This window comes from Leptospiraceae bacterium (genome assembly GCA_015075105.1).
GTDB lineage: Bacteria > Spirochaetota > Leptospiria > Leptospirales > Leptospiraceae > JABWCC01.
Genome location: JABTUZ010000002.1, coordinates 513,781 through 533,384, shown reverse-complemented (window position 1 = coordinate 533,384; position 19,604 = coordinate 513,781). Strand labels below are relative to the sequence as shown.

Annotated in this window: 15 protein-coding genes and 2 tRNA genes; 5 read left to right on the top strand and 12 right to left on the bottom strand. The window is 34.0% G+C overall.

The features are described 5' to 3' along the window. Positions 1 to 7 precede the first annotated feature (7 nt). The 4 genes from HS129_12455 to HS129_12440 form a co-directional block, all read right to left on the bottom strand. Positions 8 to 1,555 (bottom strand): porin, encoded by a 1,548-nt coding sequence (locus HS129_12455; GenBank protein MBE7412848.1) that lies wholly within the window; start codon positions 1,553 to 1,555, stop codon positions 8 to 10. Positions 1,556 to 1,618: 63 nt separating this feature from the next. Further along, positions 1,619 to 2,989, bottom strand: a complete 1,371-nt coding sequence (locus tag HS129_12450) for a TrpB-like pyridoxal phosphate-dependent enzyme (GenBank protein ID MBE7412847.1) — start codon at positions 2,987 to 2,989, stop codon at positions 1,619 to 1,621. A gap of 84 nt (positions 2,990 to 3,073) precedes the next feature. Next, positions 3,074 to 4,930 (bottom strand): carbon starvation protein A, encoded by a 1,857-nt coding sequence (locus tag HS129_12445; GenBank protein MBE7412846.1) that lies wholly within the window; start codon positions 4,928 to 4,930, stop codon positions 3,074 to 3,076. Positions 4,931 to 5,310: 380 nt separating this feature from the next. After that, positions 5,311 to 5,508 carry a hypothetical protein gene (locus HS129_12440; GenBank protein ID MBE7412845.1) on the bottom strand — a complete coding sequence of 66 codons (198 nt, stop codon included), beginning with the start codon at positions 5,506 to 5,508 and terminating at the stop codon, positions 5,311 to 5,313. 7 nt (positions 5,509 to 5,515) lie between these two features. On the opposite strand from HS129_12440, the gene HS129_12435 reads away from it, so the two are divergent. Further along, the gene (locus HS129_12435; protein MBE7412844.1) at positions 5,516 to 6,790 is read left to right on the top strand and encodes a TolC family protein; all 1,275 of its coding nucleotides are present in this window, start codon (positions 5,516 to 5,518) and stop codon (positions 6,788 to 6,790) included. After that, entirely contained in the window at positions 6,787 to 9,858 is a 3,072-nt protein-coding gene (locus HS129_12430) for an efflux RND transporter permease subunit (protein MBE7412843.1), read from the top strand. Before HS129_12435 ends, HS129_12430 begins: the two co-directional genes overlap by 4 nt. A gap of 4 nt (positions 9,859 to 9,862) precedes the next feature. On the opposite strand, the gene HS129_12425 is transcribed toward HS129_12430, so the two are convergent. The 5 genes from HS129_12425 to HS129_12405 all read right to left on the bottom strand — a co-directional run bounded on the left by HS129_12425 (position 9,863) and on the right by HS129_12405 (position 13,961). Beyond that, positions 9,863 to 11,317: a hypothetical protein gene (locus HS129_12425; protein MBE7412842.1), complete on the bottom strand. Its 1,455-nt coding sequence runs from the start codon at positions 11,315 to 11,317 to the stop codon at positions 9,863 to 9,865. Positions 11,318 to 11,419: 102 nt separating this feature from the next. Next, entirely contained in the window at positions 11,420 to 12,718 is a 1,299-nt protein-coding gene (locus HS129_12420; protein ID MBE7412841.1) for an MFS transporter, read from the bottom strand. Positions 12,719 to 12,765: 47 nt separating this feature from the next. Then, on the bottom strand, positions 12,766 to 13,128 hold the full coding sequence (locus tag HS129_12415; GenBank protein MBE7412840.1) for a hypothetical protein: 363 nt from the start codon (positions 13,126 to 13,128) through the stop codon (positions 12,766 to 12,768). A 97-nt stretch (positions 13,129 to 13,225) separates the two neighbouring features. Further along, positions 13,226 to 13,795 carry a bifunctional nuclease family protein gene (locus HS129_12410; GenBank protein MBE7412839.1) on the bottom strand — a complete coding sequence of 190 codons (570 nt, stop codon included), beginning with the start codon at positions 13,793 to 13,795 and terminating at the stop codon, positions 13,226 to 13,228. 92 nt (positions 13,796 to 13,887) lie between these two features. Next, positions 13,888 to 13,961, bottom strand: a tRNA-Ile gene (locus HS129_12405). Positions 13,962 to 14,158: 197 nt separating this feature from the next. Between HS129_12405 and HS129_12400 the strand changes: the two genes are divergently transcribed. After that, a tRNA-Val gene (locus tag HS129_12400) sits at positions 14,159 to 14,232 on the top strand. 8 nt (positions 14,233 to 14,240) lie between these two features. Here the strand turns inward: HS129_12400 and HS129_12395 are convergent. Both HS129_12395 and HS129_12390 read right to left on the bottom strand, forming a co-directional pair. Next, complete coding sequence (locus HS129_12395; protein ID MBE7412838.1) at positions 14,241 to 15,113, bottom strand: HEAT repeat domain-containing protein; 873 nt, start codon at positions 15,111 to 15,113, stop codon at positions 14,241 to 14,243. A gap of 70 nt (positions 15,114 to 15,183) precedes the next feature. Further along, the gene (locus HS129_12390) at positions 15,184 to 15,735 is read right to left on the bottom strand and encodes a polyhydroxyalkanoate biosynthesis repressor PhaR (GenBank protein MBE7412837.1); all 552 of its coding nucleotides are present in this window, start codon (positions 15,733 to 15,735) and stop codon (positions 15,184 to 15,186) included. A gap of 90 nt (positions 15,736 to 15,825) precedes the next feature. Between HS129_12390 and HS129_12385 the strand changes: the two genes are divergently transcribed. Beyond that, positions 15,826 to 16,707 (top strand): hypothetical protein, encoded by an 882-nt coding sequence (locus tag HS129_12385; protein ID MBE7412836.1) that lies wholly within the window; start codon positions 15,826 to 15,828, stop codon positions 16,705 to 16,707. Positions 16,708 to 16,709: 2 nt separating this feature from the next. On the opposite strand, the gene HS129_12380 is transcribed toward HS129_12385, so the two are convergent. After that, complete coding sequence (locus tag HS129_12380; protein ID MBE7412835.1) at positions 16,710 to 16,979, bottom strand: hypothetical protein; 270 nt, start codon at positions 16,977 to 16,979, stop codon at positions 16,710 to 16,712. A gap of 121 nt (positions 16,980 to 17,100) precedes the next feature. Here HS129_12380 and HS129_12375 point away from each other — a divergent pair, with 121 nt between their 5' ends. After that, on the top strand, positions 17,101 to 19,416 hold the full coding sequence (locus HS129_12375; protein MBE7412834.1) for a SpoIIE family protein phosphatase: 2,316 nt from the start codon (positions 17,101 to 17,103) through the stop codon (positions 19,414 to 19,416). Positions 19,417 to 19,604: the final 188 nt, after the last annotated feature.

Below are 19,604 nucleotides of genomic sequence, written 5' to 3'. Positions count from 1 at the left end.
TTGAAATTTAAAACTTGGCAACTACTCCCAATATAAATCCAACTTGAGAGCTTGAAGGGTTTCCATGGATATTTACAAACTGTTTACCAAGTGCCCAATCTTTCCTTAAATCCAACTTAATGATTACATGCTCAGAAAAAATATAAGTTGGTGTAACAGTCACGGAGCGCAACTGCCCAAGGTTAGAAGGTTTTCTCAGCCCAATCCTATCTAAATAAACCAAGTCATATCTATAATTTGGTGTTACCCCGGAAAGTGGAGGATTGGCGACGTAAGAACCACCGTATCTTTTATCGTCTATATTTTCATAGCGAAATCCAAGTGCCCAATTTTCAGTAAAACAGTATTTTGCAAATATTGCGTAAGTGTTATTTATTCTTTTTACATCTCTATCGTCTCTACCGACCGTTACAGGCAAATTGGTTGTACCGATTTGTTGTATTCCTTCATTGACATAAACGCCATTTCCGACTGCCGTACTCCCAGAGCGAATCTGGTGAGTCCAATCTAAGGTAAATGTAAAACTTTTATTCGGACTGATTGTCAACCAAGACTGATGAATAAAATAGTAATCGTATTTTGAATTTGTAGGTGGCGTACTCGGAGAAATTCCGGTTACATCTCGGATATAGATATTTCTATTGGAAATTCTTCCTACTTCATTATCATTTCCAAGCATCAAGTTCCAAGTGAGACTCAATCTATCCCTGATTATATCCCCATTCAATCTGGTGCCAACAGTTTGAGCCTTATTCAAACCGTCCGAATACGCATGGCGTGAAGTATCTGTTAGAAAAGTAGAGGTAAGTTTATCGGATGGAGGGACGTTATGCGAATTAGGGTTTGCATACCCTGTTCCTTGAGCACTATTGTAATAGAACAATGAAAAAGTCCAGTGCTCAGAAAATTTTAATACTGCTCTAGCACCCGTATTAATAAATGGGACATTGAAAAATATATATCCAAGTGTATATGTGTTCATGTTCATTGACTCTAATGAATCAAAACCGATATGCCCGGTCATCTTTCCTAGTTCAACGTGTAAGCCTTTTAGCAAAGGAAAAAATACACTAATATAGGCTTGCTGCAACATATTCATATTAAAAATATTATTTGTCACAGCACTTGGCCTTTCCTGAAATACAGGGTTTTGTCCATACATAAAATCCACCCGAAAACCCCATGGACTTTCTTTTTTAGCAATTTTTTCTAAATCGAGTTCGGTTGAATTGACAGCAAATTGTTTATTGTACTGGTGAAATGTTTCAGAGGAATCAACTTTATTACCTTGTTTATCATTCAATGTATAGTTGTAATAAACATCCACAAACCCAAAAATTTTTATCTCCGAAAATTTTGAAGTTACAATATCTTTATCTGAAATTTCTTCATTTTCTTTTTCAAGCTCTAAACTTTTTTCTTTTAATTCCGTGGCAGATTTATCTTTTTCTATGATATTTTTTTCCTGAGGAAAAATTTCGAAAGAGAAAAAAATTATTTCAAATAAAAATAGAAACGGTATCGCAGCAAAAAGTCGTTTTGAGTAAATTTCCACGAACCTATATTTTAGCAAAATTTCAAATTCTATAAGGCGTTTACTCGGGTGCCAATAAAAAAACTAAATAGCTTTAGGAAATCCTTCAAGGTCAACTAAGTATTTTTTTACTTCTTCATCACTTAAATTATGATCAACTAACTTTCCCGAAAAATAATCTTCATAAGCTCCAAGGTCCAAATACCCATGTCCACAAAGATTGAATAATATCGTTTTAGACTTACCTTCTTCTTTTGCTTTTTTTGCCTGACGAAATACCTCTGCTATGCCGTGTGTCGCCTCTGGAGCAGGTAAAATTCCTTCTGCTTTAGTAAATGCAACACCCGCTTCAAAGCACTCTTTTTGTTGAATAGCCACAGCTTCTATTAGCTTATCTTTCAATAATTGACTCACTATCGCGCCTGCACCGTGGTATCTAAGCCCACCCGCATGGATAGAAGGAGGAACAAAAGAATGACCGAGAGTGTACATCGGAATTAGTGGAGTCATGCCGATACTATCTCCAAAATCGTATCTAAATTCCCCTTTGGTAAGTTTAGGGCAAGACGCAGGCTCAACCGCAATACAACGAATTTTTTTGTTATCCGTAAAATTTAATTTTAAAAAAGGAAAACTTATTCCTGCAAAGTTGGAACCACCACCAAAAGGCGCAATCACTACATCGGGCAAGTCTCCAGCTTTCTCCATTTGCAAAAGTGCCTCTTGTCCCACGATTGTCTGGTGAAGTAAAACGTGATTTAAAACACTTCCGAGCGCGTATTTGGTATCCTCATCTTTTGCTGCAAGCTCAACTGCCTCAGAAATAGCAATCCCAAGGCTACCTGGAGATTTTGGATCTTTTGATAAAATTAATTTTCCTGCATCTGTCCTGTCAGATGGTGAAGCGAATACTTTTGCTCCCCAAGTATTCATCAGAGTTTTTCTATACGGTTTTTGCTCGAAACTAACTTTTACCATATACACTTCTAATTCTATTCCAAAAATATTACAAGCATAGCTGAGCGCACTGCCCCATTGGCCTGCGCCGGTTTCAGTAGTAATTCTTTTTACGCCTTGTTTTTTATTATAGTAGGCTTGAGGAACTGCAGTATTAGGTTTATGCGACCCAGCTGGGCTCACCCCTTCGTATTTATAGTAAATCTTTGCTGGAGTATCCAACATTTTTTCGAGTCTATACGCCCTAAATAAAGGAGTCGGTCTCCAAACTTTGTATATATCTATCACTTCTTCAGGGATTTCGATATAACGCTCACGAGAAACTTCCTGCTTAATTAGCTCCATTGGGAAAAGTGGTGCAAGGTCTTCAGGGCCAACAGGTTGTTTTGTTCCCGGGTGGAGTGGAGGCAACATAGGATTCGGCATATCTGCCTGAATATTATACCAAGATTTGGGAATTTCTTTTTCTGATAGTGTAATTTTATTAATTTTTTCCATAAGTATTCTTATCCTTGTTTTACTCCACATTCTTGTAAAATTCTTTTTTTAGAATACCTGAATATTTTAGCAATCTAAAAATTTTTACACATTTGTTTTTCTTAACTTTATCATAGACAAAATTCCTTCAATAACTAACCAAATTGTAAGAAGAATTAAAATTCCCCCCACTGCACTAAGTAATACACTTGGGTTTTTCCCAATTAAAAAATCAAAAAAATTATCCACCATAGCCCAAAACGTAACTACCAAAACAAAAACCATAGGTGCTGCTACATAAATTGTAGGCTTTTTCGATTTGTATAAATAAATCGCAATCACAAGTAAGGCAAGCCCTGCAAGTAATTGATTTGTAGTTCCGAATAACTTCCACAGAGTTAGCCCTGCCGGTTTCCACTGTCCATTTTCTTCTACTTTTAAAAATGCAAAAACTGCAATAGCAAGACATGCCAGTAAACTCGCAGTATATCTATTGGCTACATATTTTTTCATAAACTTAGAATTTGTTGACTCTGCAATTTCTTCTATATTGTATCTAAGTAACCTCGTTGCAGAATCTAATGAAGTAAGCGCAAAACTAACTACGATTAATGCTATAAACCCTTGGGCAAAACTTTCTGGTATTCCGATCTGAGCTAAAAATCTTCCTGTACCGTAAATATATGCACCTACCTGAGGAGCAAGCCCTTGAATCCCTGACCAAGATTTATAATACGAAGTCCACTCCGACGAAGAAGTAAATCCAATAGTACAAGCAATTACAGAAGTCAACCCCAACAATGACTCTCCGATCATACCCCCATAACCAATCACTCTCGCATCTTTTTCTACATCTATCTGCTTTGCGGTAGTGCCTGAACTAACCAAAGAATGAAAACCGGACACAGCCCCACAAGCAATAGTGATAAATACAAATGGAATTAAATCTAAACCTATAGAGTCTATTCTGATAGCTTCAGCATTAAACTGAGAAAACCTCCCTGTTATTGCGCCTGTAAAATAACCGAGGAAAATTAAAATTACTCCCAAGTACAATAGAAATGAATTGATATAGTCTCGGCTTTGAAGTAAGAGCCAAACAGGCGTGACCGATGCAAGAAAAGCATAAGATAATAAGTACCATTTCCAGCTTTCTGTAGAAGGTGATCTATTTGGATCGTTTAACCCTGTCCAATCCAAAAATGGTTTGTACATCCCTATATATATCACTAATAAAACTAAAACAAAACTAATAATGGTAAGTGGTTTTAAATCGATTCCTTTCTTGTAATGCAAAAAACCAACAATTACAGCAAAAATCATAAGCGCAATTGTTGGAATTACAGATTCTGGAAAATTGCTTCTTAGCTCTATTTTGGGTTTAGTTTCCGTTTGAATTTGTCCTTTGTCGTGGAATTCTTTTACTTCATTTACTGTGACTTTTTCCTCGATCGCTATTTTTTCCGGTAATTTTTCCAATTTTGGAGAAGCCGAAAATAACCCGGCAAGAACTAAAACAAAAACACCCATTGCGAGCGAGACAAGAAAAAATATAATCGCATGAAATAAACTTCTTGCACGTCTCCCAAGCAAGTCTTCCGCAACCTGACCTATCGACTTACCGTCTGATCGAACAGAAACTACAATAGACCCTAAGTCATGCACGCAACCAATAAATAGTCCTCCGAGTACGACCCAAATCATAGCCGGAAACCAACCCCAAATCACAGCAACCGCAGGACCTAAAATCGGAGCCAGTCCCGCAATAGATGCATAATGATGACCAAATAAAACTGCCGGCTTAGTAGGAATATAATCTAAATCGTCTCTTAGTATATGAGCTGGAGTTTTTACTTCTCTTCCAGCGAGATTAAAAATTTTTTCTGACAAAAACTTTGAATAAAATCTATACCCAAGGAAATAAATAAACAAACAAATTAATACTACAATCAAAGGAAACATATTACAAAAACATCTCCACTAAATTACATTGCAAACAAATTTTTTAATAATTTAAGGTTAAACTATTGAAATTTCATTCATTTCTATTTTTTTGGTACTTATATTTTAAACGATATTTCTCTAACCAAAATAATTTTTGAAAATAGGAAATTTTATTTTTAGGTATGGAACTATTCTATAAAAACAAGGGTCACAAAAGTAGGAGTTGTATCAGAATTTTTTTTATGCTATTAAACTATTTATATTTTTTTTATGACACTTCTGCACAAACTCTAAACGAAGTTTTTTTATCGCTAACAAATAGCGACTTCTTAGAATTTTTAATCCTATTTATTTCCACAAATAATTTTATGCAGGTGCGCCATTTTTAAATCTAATTATCAAAAAATATATTTCACTATAGTATTATTATTTTTTACTTCGTGTGTATCTGCTCCGGTAATTACGGGAGATGGAATAGTTGAGCCTTCTCTGGTAGAAGTTTCAGGTATAAGTTCAGAGCAAGTAAGAGAAGCTAAAAAGAAAACAGAATGGAATCTGTTTGATTTATACGCACTTGCTGTTGAGTCGAGTGACAAACTCGCCATGCGTTACGAGAAAGTAAGACAAGCCGAAGCTAAAAAAGGATTAGCTTTCAGTATGTTTTTACCAACCCTATCTTACAGAAACCAAAGAACCGAATTTTATCCAAACCCATCAGATAAGCAAGAGAGTGAAAGAAATAAACAAATGGCCTATTCAGTTGCAGGAGTTCCCCCGGCTTATCTTCCACTTTTAAATTCATCGGGGTCTTCTTCGGGAACCAGCTTACCTCCTACACTTCGCTCCGGTCAAAGATTAGTTTTACACGTTCCCATATTTACGGGATTAACAGAATATTCTAGTTATATAAGCGCAAAGTCTGAAATCAAAGTTAGAAAATTAGAGATGAGTCAAGAAGCCATGCTGCTACTTACTGACCTTTCTCAAACCTATTACACAATACTACTATTGGAAAAATCTTTACAACATAAAAAGGAAATCCAAAAATTAACGAAAGAATTAATCTTTGAGTACAGAAGAAGAGTAAATCTCGGTCAGGCAAGAAACTCGGAGCTTTCGAGTATCCAAGCAAGACTCGCAACTTATGATGCTGAAGTTTTCTCTATCCAAGAACAAATTGTCGCAGGAAATGAAAAAATTTCTTATCTTTGCAATGTAGTTAGTGCTAATCCAAAACTAAGCGATAACATTCTGATTCAAGAACCAAACTTTACTCTAAACGAAGCAATAGAAAAATTAGAGGACAGGGTTGATGTTCGTACTGCAAAAGCCTCTCTCGGGCTTGCACACGAAAAAGTACTCGCTGCAAAAGGCGGACTTTTGCCCAATGTGTATGTTGATGCACAATATAGTATTCCACAAGGCAATACGAAAAGCAGCATATTTGCACAATTCGTATTTGAACTCCCTTTATTCTCAGGCGGAAAAACAATTTTTGCAATTTCGGAAGCAAACTCAATTAAAAAAGAAGCCGAGATTTTTTTAAAAAATACAATTCGTTCAGGAGTAGAAGAAATTCGTAGAACCTATTCCGCCTATCGTACGGGCGTTAGCGAAGTAGAAGCCTATAAAAAAGCACTCGACTCTGCCGAAAGAAGTCATAGATTGATCCGTCGAGATTTTCAAAATAAAATCACCAACTCTCTTGAATTACTAAACTCACTTACAAGCCTTGCCCAGGCGAGAGAAAGCTACGACAGAGCTTACCTCCAAAATAAATTAAATAGAGTGCTACTGGGAATAGTAACAGGAGAGCTTCCCTATAAAGCCAATAACTGGAAAACTGATGAGAACAAAAAGGACGAAAAAAACAAATGACCTTAGCCGATCTATCTATTAAAAGACCTGTTTTTGCTTGGATGCTATTTTGGGGGATGATTTTATTTGGTGCAATGTCTTTTCTAAAACTCGGAATCTCTCAGATGCCGGACGTTGACTTTCCCGTCATCAACATACAGTTGACTATGCAAGGTGCATCTCCAGAGGTAATGGAAACAAACATTGTAGATATTATAGAAGATAATTTGCTCTCAGTAGAGGGCGTAAAAGAAATTAATTCAAACTCAAGCTATGGTCAAGCCAATATTCAAATTGAATTTGATCTGTCTCGAAATATTGATGCAGCACTCCAAGAAGTACAAACAAAAGTCGCGCAAGCGCAGAAGATTTTGCCGACTACTTTAGACCCACCTATTATCACAAAAACAAATCCTGAAGACACGCCTATTATGTTTATAGCCGTTACTTCTACCGGTACAAAAAGAGATTTGATGGTCTATGTAAGAGATGTTTTAAAAAGTCAATTCTCCACTGTGGAAGGCGTTAGTCAAATTTACCTTGGAGGATTTGCGGATAGAAATCTTCGTATATGGATAGATGAAAAAAAACTTACAAGGCTCGAGCTTACAGTTGAAGATGTGATTAATGCAGTTCAAAGAGAGCACGTAGAAACAGCAGGGTTACTCGAAAATTCATCCACACAAAAAAGTGTAAGGTCTATGGGAGAAGTAAATACCGTTCAGTCATTCTCCAAAATCAGGATCCCTTCGAGAGGTGGAACTCCAATCCTCGAAAAGTCTATCTTTCTTAAAGATGTAGCTGAGGTAGAAGACGGACTTGAAGATATCAGAAGAATTTCCAGACTGAACGGTAAACCCGCAGTAGGACTTGGAATATTAAAGCAAAGAGGCACTAACGCAGTTCAAGTTGCAAAATCCGTAAAAGCGAAAATGAACCAAATCAAAGCACAACTTCCACCAGGTTACAACATGGAAGTTTCTTTTGACTCTACTTTGTTTATAGAAGAATCCATCGGTGAATTAGAGTTTATTCTTATTCTTTCGGTCTTTACGACTGCAATTGTTTGTTTTTTATTTTTGGGGAGCTGGTCTTCAACTTGGAATATTTTACTTTCGATTCCTACATCTATTATTGGTAGTTTTCTTGTTATGGAGATATTCGGGTTTACACTGAATACTTTCACTCTTTTGGCTCTGTCTCTTGCGATAGGGATAGTCGTTGACGACGCAATTATGGTCTTAGAGAATATTGTCAGGCACAGAGAGGGTGGAGCAGAAAAAGTTACAGCAGCCAGAAAAGGAGCAAGACAAATTACTTTCGCAGCAATCGCCACGACCCTTTCCATTGTCGCAATTTTCCTGCCTGTAGTTTTTATGAAAGGAGTGATTGGTAGATATTTCTTTCAATTTGGTGTTACAATTTCTGCTACCGTTCTATTATCACTTCTTGAAGCACTCACCCTAACCCCAATGCGCGCTTCTAAATACTTAGAAATCACTTCTCATACCGGAAAAATTACCAGCAAAATAGCCAATCTACTTCATTTTTTTGACAAGATATACGCAAGGGTTTTAAAAATTTGCTTACAAAATAGGTTGATAGTTGTATCCGGATCCATTTTAGTTTTTGCACTTTCTGTCTGGACATTCTTCCCATTAAAAAAAGAATTTGTGCCTTCTATGGATCAAAGCAGATTGTTTGTGAAGGTTCAGGGAAAGACCGGTTCCTCGATGGCATATATGGATGAGATCGCTAAAAAAGTCGAGGCTGTTGTTCTCTCGGAAGGAGAAGTATTAAGAATATTTTCAAGTGTTGGGGGAATGCAAGGCGGGCAATCGAATTTACTGAATATTTTTTTAACCATGAAAGATCCTAAAGATCGACCAAAAAATAAAGAGACCGGAAAAAGACTTTCTCAAAATGAATTTGCCGGAGTTCTTAGGAAAAAATTACAAACAGTTTCACCGGATTTAAAAATATCCATCCAAGATTTATCAACACGAGGTTTTACTGCATCCAGAGGATACCCGGTTGAATTGAGTATTCAAGGATCCGACTGGTATGTACTCGCTGAAGTCTCAGAGAAAATAAAAAGTGAGATGAATTCCTCTAAATTATTTACAGATATAGATTCAAGTTTTCAAGAAGGTGCTCCAGAAGTTCACGTATTCCCTAAAAGAGATATTGCCGCAAATTATAGCGTAAACATAGAATCTATCGGAAGAGTTTTAGAAGCAATGATTGGAGGGGTTAAGGTCGGGCAATTTACTGATGGTGGACATAGATACGACATTCGAGTTCGATTAAAAGCAGAGGATAGAGAAAAAACGGAACAAATCAAAAATCTAATCGTAAGAAATCAAAGAGGAGAAGTTGTTCCGGTTTCTTCGGTAGTAGGATTAGAAGAACAAATTGTTTTACCGACGATTACCAGAAAAAATCGCTCTCGTTCAATTAGTATTTATGCAAACCCATCTAACAAAATAGGGCAAAAAGAAGCAATCGACTTGGCACAAAAGATCGCAATTAAATTACTACCCCCGGGATACACAGTAAATCCGACCGGCTCATCTCAAGCTATGTCTGACTCTTTTCAATCTCTGTACATTGCACTCCTATTGGGAATTGCAGTTGCCTACATGATTCTTGCAAGTCAATTCAATAGCTTTACTTTACCGATTCTTGTATTACTCGCTCTACCATTCAGTTTCTCAGGTGCAATTTTTGCGCTTTGGATATTCAACTATTCTTTGAACATCTACAGTTTTATTGCGCTACTCTTACTTATGGGACTTGTTAAAAAAAATTCGATTTTACTTGTAGATTTCACAAACCAACTAATAGAAAAAGGAGTACCGGTTGACGAGGCTATTCAAACTGCAAGCCCACAAAGACTCAGAGCAATCCTTATGACATCAATAGCTACAATAGCGGCTGCAATTCCACCTGCATTAGCATTTGGGCCAGGGGCAGAATCCAGAATTCCAATGGCTATTGCGGTGATCGGTGGAATGCTCATTTCAACAATACTCACTCTTGTAATTGTTCCTTCGGGGTATAGTTTGATAATGAATCGAAAAAGATAATTGATTAAATCGAATTCCTATATTTTAAAAAATTGGGTCGATGCAAGTAGGGATTTCTCCAATTATTATACGAATTGTACATATTCTTTGGCATAGAATTGTGTATTTTTTTCCAACTTTCTTCTTTCATTAAAGAGTATTCACTATTTAAAATATTTATATCTTTTGAATAAAGATTCTTCTTATTCACATAATCATAACTAAGTCCAAAAACGATTCTATATATAGGTTTTTCTTTATACTCGACTTCCGGTAAAAATCGGAAAACCTCTTTTTTAGTAGTATAATGATAAAAATAATCAAAACCGGGATGAGCGATCAATAGTGCGTTAGACGGAACTGCAATTTTTGGTACAATTTTTTCAAGCTCTGAATAATTTATCTTGGTTCTGTTATTATGAAAATTTCTTGATGGAATTATATACAAAAAAATACAAACCGAAAACATTAAAATTATTGTATTGGGCAATCTTTTGATTCCAAGGAGCAATACGATTCCTGAAGGAATAAAATTTACAATATATAATCGAAACGCTGCGTCTTTTTCTATAAACTTTAAAAAAGGGATATTAAACAAATAATACAAAAAAATTGCAATGAATAAAATTCTTCTTTCGTAACCATTAGAATAAAACCACAATAAAATTGAAAAAATTGGAATCACTGCATAAACAAATATTTCAACAGAATAAAATGTCGAACAAGGTTGAATTTCTCTCCAATACGATCTTGCTGAAATTTGTAAGTGTTCCAAATCAAAATTATTAAACCTATCTAAATCCAAAAAATGAAAAATCAAATTCTGATAAACAATTAAGAATATAAAAAAAATCAATATAAACCCGATTATTTTAAATAGAAATGAAATTTTTCTAAAATAATATAAAAACAAAACGAAAAGTAAAAAAATACATAGTGCACCTGTAAGTTTGTGTGATAAAAGTGAAAAGGAAGCAAATAAAAAAAGTTTAATCGCTATGAATGAATGCATCTTATTTTTTAAAATAGAAAAATATTCATTCAAAAAAAACAACATGAACATTATTCCTAATAAATTTTTCAAATACTCTATCGCAAAATAAAATATTAATGTATTAGAAATTATAAATACAGATAAAAATATCCCTCCTGTTCGATTTGATATTTTTTTCCCAAGCAGATAAGAGGGCACAGCTATAAACGAAAGAATTAGTGAAATTCCTAACTTATTTGTGAATACAATATCATTTCCAAACTTTGATAAAAAAACGAAAAAGTAAAATACTAAAGAAAAATCCGGAATTAGAAATTTTCCGTTTTCGATATACGATCTAACCTGAACTACATAATAATATCCATCCAATCCGAAAGCATATTTACTTTCTGTTAAAAATTCCAATGTTTGAAAAAATATAAAAATAAAAAATACTGCAACTATCCAAAAATGATAGCTCTTAAAATATTTAAGAATATTCCCCATCTATATAATCCTATCCAGTCGCAAACAGTAATCACAGAAATATTTCTACTCTGGAAATTACAAAAAAATATTTTTAACGATAAAAAAGAAATTTGCTTTTTATCAAAGATTCGTCTGCTCTGTATATTTGTAGCGCATAACCAAAAGCAAAACAAAAAACACGATTGTAATCATAAATGAAACAGTAAAACTAAAATAGGCACCATTTAGAAAATAAATCAAACAAAAAGTAATCGGAGAAATAGCTCTTGCCAATGATCCAAAACTACGTATAACACCAAGGCTCTTCCCTTGCTCTTCCAATCTCGCATTTATCGAAGCCAACGAGGTAAACCCGGGATTTAGAAAAGCACTACCTGTCGCAAGAAGTGCAAATGCAAAAAATACAAAACTAAGCACAGGGATAAATATTAGAATACTAAAACCAATAATCAAAGAAATCGCACCGAATATACAAATATTAATTTCCGATACTTTCCCAGAAATCCTGCGAATTATCCCACCTTGTATAAAAATAATAATGATTCCTATAAAAACAAATGTCATCCCTATATTTTCAGGAGAAAAATTATAAATTTCACTTAAGAAAAAATTTAATACAAATTCAAATCCCGAAAATGAAAACATAAATAGAAAATAAACTAAAGCTATTGTTATCAACTTTTTATTTTGTATGTTGTTGATTTCCAGCAGAGGGTGAACTTTTTTAGTTTGAGTTTTGATTTTTTCTTTGGTTTCATGAAAAAGAAAAATTAATAATAATATATTCATGGCCGCAACTAAAACAGAAAAAAATGCTGACATAGAAAATTTTGTCAAAACAGGAGACAAGAAATAAAAAACAGAAGACAATTCATACTTTGATAAAAAACCTCCTATCGGTGGACCAAAAATAAATCCAAGTCCAATCCCTGCTCCAATCATTCCCATCCCCTTAGCTCTGTCTTGAATTGATGTGCTGTCGGCCATTGACGCTGAAGCTACAGAAATATTTCCTCCCATCGATCCTGTAATAATCCGAGATAAGACAAACATCGTAAAATTTCCTGAAAATAACCAAACAATATAACCAAGTAAATTTCCGATAGACGTGAATATTAAAACGGGCTTTCTTCCCTCAGAGTCAGAAATCTTCCCCCAAAGTGGAGCAAATACAAATTGTAAAAATGAATAAATACTTCCCGAGATTCCTCCAAGTAGTACAATAATTACTTTTGAATCATGGGAAGGAGTGATATAATGAGCGATCTTAATAAAAATATCTAAGGTATAGTCATGTCCTTTAGAATTAAAAAATTGTAAAATTTCCGGAAAAATTGGAAATATAATAGAAAAACCCATCATATCCAAAAATACTATCAAAAATAATATTACTCGATTTTTTCCGGAATTTTGATTCATACTGATATTTTTAAAAGGCAGGATTGTCTTCTGCCTTTTAATATAGTTTACTTCTTAATTTGACTCATTAGTTTTTTTAATTCATCCAAACCAGTTTGTAAAGTAGTTTTCACTTGAGGAGGAATTGCTGTTTCGATTTGTTTTGAAATCGAATCAAAATTTGTTTGAAGATTTCCGATAATTTCTTTGTAACCGGAATCTGCCTTATTAATTACTTCTTGTGCATCTCGAACAGTTTTATTCAACAATTCTCTTATCTTAACTGCTTGTTCAGATTGATCTGTCTCACCTTTAGTCTTCATTTCATTGAATAGTTTTTCTAAATTAGCCACTGAATTTTTTAATTCGGTTTCCCCACTTTTAAAAATCGCTATTCCTGCATTTACTATGTCTTGTATCAATTTTTCCATAAAACACTCCTTTTAAAACATTTAAAAAAAATTGTGAAAAATACAAAAGAAGTTTTCTTTTTTATTAGGAGATTCTTTAAGAAAACCCAAATAAAGTTTAAGAGCTTTCTATTATTTTCTTAATCTGATCCCGAATCTTGGCTGCGGTTTCGTAATCCTCTGACTTGACCGCATTGGAAAGGGTTTCTTCCAATATCTGCAATCTGGTTTTAGGAACTATAGGTTGTTCTATTTCAGGAATTTTATCTGATGAAAGCTCTTCTTTCATTACAATCCCTGCTTCATTTAATACTTTTTGAGTGATGTACATGGGAGATTCAGCTCTAAGTGCAACCGCAATAGAATCTGAAGGTCTTGCATCAAGAATCAAAATCTCTTCATCTTTACGAAGATATATTTTCGCAAAAAAAGTGTTATCAATAATTTGATCAATTGTTATTTTAACAATCTTTACCCCAATCGTGTTTACTATTTGCATTAACAGATCATGGGTCATTGGGCGAGGAGGAACTACACCCTCTAAAACAGACGTAATCGAATGAGTTTCTAAAGGTCCGATAAAAATCGGAACTACTTTAGCGTCTGGAATATCTTTAGGTTTCAAGAAAACTGCAAAACCCACATTCGTTAAAGAAATATCTGAGATTCTAACTTCAATCAAATCCATATTTGAAAATATACTATAATATGTATTTCAGAAAAGTCAAATGATTCTTGTAAGATTTAAACAATATATGCACTAAAATATTTTTTAAAAACTGGGCCCAGAAGGACTTGAACCTTCGACCCGCAGATTATGAGTCTGCCGCTCTAACCGACTGAGCTATAGGCCCTTGGAGACTTCCAGTATTTCAAAATTGTCAAGAGAATCAAGTATAAAATAAATGAGTAATACTTAAAAAACTGTCTTTTCAAGCACAATACTGAGTTCATACAAAGTTATTCTTACAGTATATCTATTTTACTTCTTTCAATCTAAGAAAATATTTACGCTTGATAAAGCAAAGGGATTGAAAATTCTATACATGATGGGGGATTAGCTCAGCTGGTTAGAGCGCTTCCTTGACATGGAAGAGGTCACCGGTTCGATTCCAGTATCTCCCAATCCTTTCTTAATTCTTTAACCCTGGCAATGTGTCAGGTAATCGAAAGCTACGGACAATCTCTAAGTCTTTTTTCATTTGTAATCTTACGTTTGCGACATCTTCCACCAAGATTGCGTCTTTTAAAAAAGGTTCTGCTGCTTTAATATCCAATTCACCGATTCCTACTGACGCTCTATATCTGACATTAGGATCAGAACTTTTTAATAAAGACATCAGCTGTAAAAAATATTTTCCTGAATTTTTCTCAAGAGCTAAAATTGCGTTTAAAATAGCGACTTTTGGATACTCTGATTTTTCATTTTGCAATGCCGAAATAAGAATCTCTATTCCTTCTTTTCTGTTGGCTCTTTTTATACTATCTGCGGCAGATGCTCGAATATAATAATTTTTATGAGTAAGGGCTGATTTAATAAGATTATAAGAATCTACAGTATAGGGTAATTCACCCAGTGAGCGAAGCATTTCTCCAAGTGCCATAAGCAAAGAGTATTCTGTTTTTTCATCCAGAAATGGTTTATCGTTTTCATTAATCGTAGATTCATATTTCTTGTACTCATCCATAATCGGCTTAATGGCAATGTCTTGACCCATTCCGGCTAAAGTTTTTGATATGTAATATTTTAATATCGGTGTGTTCACTACCGAATTCGGAACATTGTCACCTTTTAATACTGAGATTAAAGATCGAACTGCTAAGATATTTTTGAATATTCTGAGATTTGTGACTGCTTCTAATCTTTCCTCTAAATACCCAAATTGCAAATCGTTAATTTGTTTTTGAAAATACAGTTCTTTTGGAGAGAGTCCAGTTGAATCTGAATAAATTGCACTTGTTTGTAATAAAAATAATAATATAAAAATTCCGTAAATTTTTGCCATTTCTTTCTCCACTATATATATCGAATTTTTAATCTCTGTTCTTTATTTGTATTAGAAAATACTCTATTTTTTAGCGAATTTCTTTTATCATCCGAGAGACTTCTTTGAGCTTTTCGGACAATTCTTCCATAGATTTCCCTTTTTCTTCTTGGAATTGACCGCTTATTTTGTCTAAATCTTTTTGAATCTGGATTTTTCGCTCGCTGGCTCTTGCAGCAAAATTCTTTAATAGGTCTTCTTTGTAGTCCTGTAGCTCAGTTAATTTTAATTCGCCAAGATTTACCATACTTTGAAGGATTTTTTCAATTTTTTCATTTGTTAAAGAACCCTCACCAATTCCACCCAAAACCAATCTTCCAAATAAAGAGCTTATGTCTTTTCCTGTTTCGCGAATAAGTGCTGTCAACATAAAACTGGAAAATTCTTCGTTTCTTTGTCCCAGACTAACTTTCAAAAAAGTCTGACCTAAAATCTTTGGAGTTATGTCGTCTCCAGAAATATTGTCTATTACTTTAATTTCTACCCCATCTACGATCATTTCGGCTACATCTTCCAATGTAATTGTTTTGCTCGTTTCTGGATCGTAGAGCCTTCTGTTTGCGTATCTTTTTAATAATTTCATCTTTTCTATAAAAATAGATTTTATATTTGTATTTTTATGCAGTGCACAAATATCATAATTTTACAAGAAAATAGGTCAAGAAAAATTCTATTGGAAAAAACTGAAAATACTCCCATTAGCAAGTGTATAGTCGGATCGCTTCTTTCTGATATTGAGTTTCAACTGTTGAGTTCCCTCGTCAAATACCACGGTTTTAATTTAATCCCATTTTCAGCAGTAAAAAACATTCATCCAATAAATCATGATTTGACTTATATTCCAAATTGTGACTACAAAACTATTCAGGAATTGCTAAATTGGAGTATAGAAATTTCTGTTATTGGCAGATTGTCTTCACAACAAAAACTCGATCTGCAAGAATTGGGGGTTATTCAGTTTTGGGATTTAGATAAATTTTCTTTAACAGAGTTTCCGGTTTGCATCTCAAATAAAAATACACCTGATTTGCTACCTTGCATCATGATTTTCACATCCGACATATTGTTCAGAAAAAAATTACATTCTTTGCTTAGATTATTTCAGATCCATTTAATGAACTCAAACACCCTGCCTGAATTTACTTTTCTTATTCAAAATAAAAAACCTGATATAATTATTTTAGATTGGGACAATGAAAATACCGAAATTGGAAATATTGCAGATTCGCTAAAACATATTGAAAATAAATTTACCAAGACTCCTCTCATTGTTGGAATAAAAGACACACATAGTTTAAATTTATTTTCTGACTTGTCTAAAATCAAAGAATTTTGTAAAATTCTGTTTTCTAAAAAAGAGGTATTGGAAATTTTGCTTAACTCTTTACCGGTAGAATTTGATTCACAAGCAACAACTGTAGAAAGAAACTGTATCAACTGGAATTTTTTGAAAAGTCAAAATCCTTCCAGCTTCATCTTAGAAAAGAAAGAATTATCAACCACAAGGCAAAATTTTGAATCTTTAAAAAATTTATATTTCTGGTTATTAGAATAGCTCTATTTTTCTTCCCATTCCATACATAAAGAATTGTTGTAACCTAAAAATTTATGATAATTCTCATTCGATTTGCAATCACCTTCAGTCGCCCTAACAAAATCGTAGCCCCCTCCAGGGTATTTTAACTTACAACAACCGATTTTTTGGCTCTTTTCTTTGCATTCAGATTTTTTGGTATTTTTATCACTGCAATCTTGCGAGAATGCACCGTTAAAAGCAATAAAAAGACCCAGAACAACAAAAAGTATATTTATATGCGACTTTTTCATAAACATATACACTCTTTTTCACAATTTTTTTTAAAGTCAATTATTTTACTTGCAATCAATTTTTATTAATATATAATTCACACTTTAGATAGCTTGCCATTTTCAATTTTGGGAGACCCTGATGACTACAAATGCCAACGAAACTCAAGAAATTTTTGATTACCACAAAGCAATTACTAAAAAAGAAAGATCTTCGAGATACATTAGAACTGCAATAGATTATGTAACTCAAACTAAAGGGCAAGAAGTAACTGATAAATTTTTAAAAGACATAGGCATTCAAAAAGATAGCTCAATATTTAAGCATATTTATGATGATGAGAATTGGAATTCTTATGACCTCGAAGTTTTTTTTTACAATAGAATCAAAGACCTATTTGACGATCCCGTAAAAGCGATTTGGGAATTTGGTCTTGCTTCCGGTTCGGGAAGATTGGACCAGAAGGACACTCTATTTACTTTCAAATTAAAAATTGCTCCTATGTCTATATTATTAAAAAAATTATCAGAGTCTACAGAAAAAGTCAGCGTAATTTCAGTTTGCCACGCTCATCTAACGAATAACCCAAAGGTTAAAGGAAATTTAGTGGGCGATGTGAATTTCAACTATGTTCGTCTTCCAGAAGGTTTCAAATATCCACACTGGACATCTATTATTGCAGGTTTTGGAATTGTGTATGGAGCTATTCGTTATAGAAAAGGCTTAGTCTGTGAATTAGAAATCACACATTACCCAAACCTTCCTTCGGATATGCCTCACTTTAATAATAAGGTTTATATATTTGAAAAATCTACAAAAAATATTATTGAAAAAGATTCCGGGAAAATTATTGCAAATGCAAAAGATGGAGCTTTTCAAATAGATGGAATTACCTTTAATAACGGAACAACAGCAACAGCAAGATTAGAATGGAAACCAGAATCACTTTGGACAAAAATTGCAAACGCTACTTATCGTCGTCCAAAAATCAGAAGAGAGCAAAAATTAAGAGAAATCAAAGATAGAATAATAATAGAACTTTCCGGAGAACACCAACAACAACTTAGCAGATACGAAAGCGAGCTATCAGAAAAAGCCAGGGTGATCCAAGAAAAAATGGATGAAATCAGTGCATTAAAAATTCAACAAGACGGAGATTATTACCTTACTTCCTTATTGACGAAACCTCTAAACTTCAATGCAAACAAATCTACAAACGTCTCTACAGATTTTTTTATCAAACAAAAGAAAGAATTTGAATTTAGAAAAAAAAATGCCGACTTGGGTGGAGATACTTGCATTACCGGAAATTTAAAGTTTGGTAATCCCGACAATTTCAGAAGATGCACTATGGCAATGAACGGAGACGCAATGGGAAAATCCATGCAAGGAGCAGGTGGCTCTCTTGTCATGGGAGTTGTGATGAATTCCATCATGGCTCGTTCTGCCGGAAATAAAAGAATCATAGATACTACTCCAGAAGAATGGCTTACAAGCGTGTACCATGAGACAAACGGAGTATTTAAAAGTTTTAATGGTACAATGATACTATCTTGTGTTGTAGCGATAGTTGACGACGAGACCGGAGAAATGTGGTATTTTAATGCAGAGCATCCATTCACTGTTTTGTATAGAGACGGAAAAGCCACATTTATTGAAGACAAGCTCAACCTTAGAAAACTTGGGCTAGATTCTGAAATTCCTTTTAAAGTATTTAAATTTCAGCTTCACCCGGGAGATGTTATAATCCTAGGCTCTGATGGAAGAGACGATATCAATCTAACACCTGACGGCCCTATTCGCACAATAAATGAAGACGAAACTATATTCTTAGAGCATGTAGAATTGGGTAAAGGTGAACTTCAATCGATCAAGAGTAAGATTTTAGAATTTGGAGAAATTACGGATGACCTTTCTATTTTAAGAATCGGATTCAAAGAATCAGTAGAATCTGAAGAAATAAATACCAACGAAACCCTTAGAGCCTCATCATCCAAGGATAAAAATAGCCATTCTTTTTATCTTGAAGCGAAAAATTTATTAAAAATAGGAAATTCCGAAAAAGCTATTTCCACCCTATCAGAAGGATTTCAAAAAGACTCATCCAACCACAAACTAAACAAGTTGTTAGGGTTGTTAAGTTTTAAAGAAAAAGATTATGAAACCGCAGCAAGAGCAATCGAAAAGTATTTGGAGTATGATCCTGAGTCTATTGATTTCTTGTTTTATTTTTCTGTTTCACTAAAACGATTGGGAAAATACGAATCTTCTCTATCTGTTGCGGAAAAATCAGAGTCTTTGCAGCCGCAAAATATCCAAAACCTTGTAAATCTTGCAGATTTGTACAGAATTCTGGGTAGGAACGAGGAAGCCTTAGTCTATCAAAAAAAAGCCATCGATTTAGACCCGGAAAATAGGAATGCCAAAAAGTTAGCCGAAATTCTACAAAAAGAATAAATTTTCTTATTTATGACGCTACTGTCCAGCCCTTGTGGACAAGAGTTAGACAACGCTAGAAAATGGAGCTTTTATTAGCTTTTTGAATAATTGCTTTTTAAAAAAAAGACTTTTTGCAAGTATGCCATTTATAGAAAAATCTTTGATTTTTTTTCGTCTAAATACTTCAATAATATTGTTTTTAAACA

Bases quoted from the DNA above. Each gene is read 5' to 3' on its own strand.
- HS129_12415 (MBE7412840.1), bottom strand. From the start codon at position 13,128: ATGGAAAAATTGATACAAGACATAGTAAATGCAGGAATAGCGATTTTT.
- HS129_12425 (MBE7412842.1), bottom strand. From the start codon at position 11,317: ATGGGGAATATTCTTAAATATTTTAAGAGCTATCATTTTTGGATAGTT.
- HS129_12410 (MBE7412839.1), bottom strand. From the start codon at position 13,795: ATGGATTTGATTGAAGTTAGAATCTCAGATATTTCTTTAACGAATGTG.
- HS129_12430 (MBE7412843.1), top strand. From the start codon at position 6,787: ATGACCTTAGCCGATCTATCTATTAAAAGACCTGTTTTTGCTTGGATG.
- HS129_12435 (MBE7412844.1), top strand. From the start codon at position 5,516: ATGCGTTACGAGAAAGTAAGACAAGCCGAAGCTAAAAAAGGATTAGCT.
- HS129_12445 (MBE7412846.1), bottom strand. From the start codon at position 4,930: ATGTTTCCTTTGATTGTAGTATTAATTTGTTTGTTTATTTATTTCCTT.
- HS129_12395 (MBE7412838.1), bottom strand. From the start codon at position 15,113: ATGGCAAAAATTTACGGAATTTTTATATTATTATTTTTATTACAAACA.
- HS129_12380 (MBE7412835.1), bottom strand. From the start codon at position 16,979: ATGAAAAAGTCGCATATAAATATACTTTTTGTTGTTCTGGGTCTTTTT.
- HS129_12450 (MBE7412847.1), bottom strand. From the start codon at position 2,989: ATGGAAAAAATTAATAAAATTACACTATCAGAAAAAGAAATTCCCAAA.
- HS129_12390 (MBE7412837.1), bottom strand. From the start codon at position 15,735: ATGAAATTATTAAAAAGATACGCAAACAGAAGGCTCTACGATCCAGAA.
- HS129_12420 (MBE7412841.1), bottom strand. From the start codon at position 12,718: ATGAATCAAAATTCCGGAAAAAATCGAGTAATATTATTTTTGATAGTA.
- HS129_12375 (MBE7412834.1), top strand. From the start codon at position 17,101: ATGACTACAAATGCCAACGAAACTCAAGAAATTTTTGATTACCACAAA.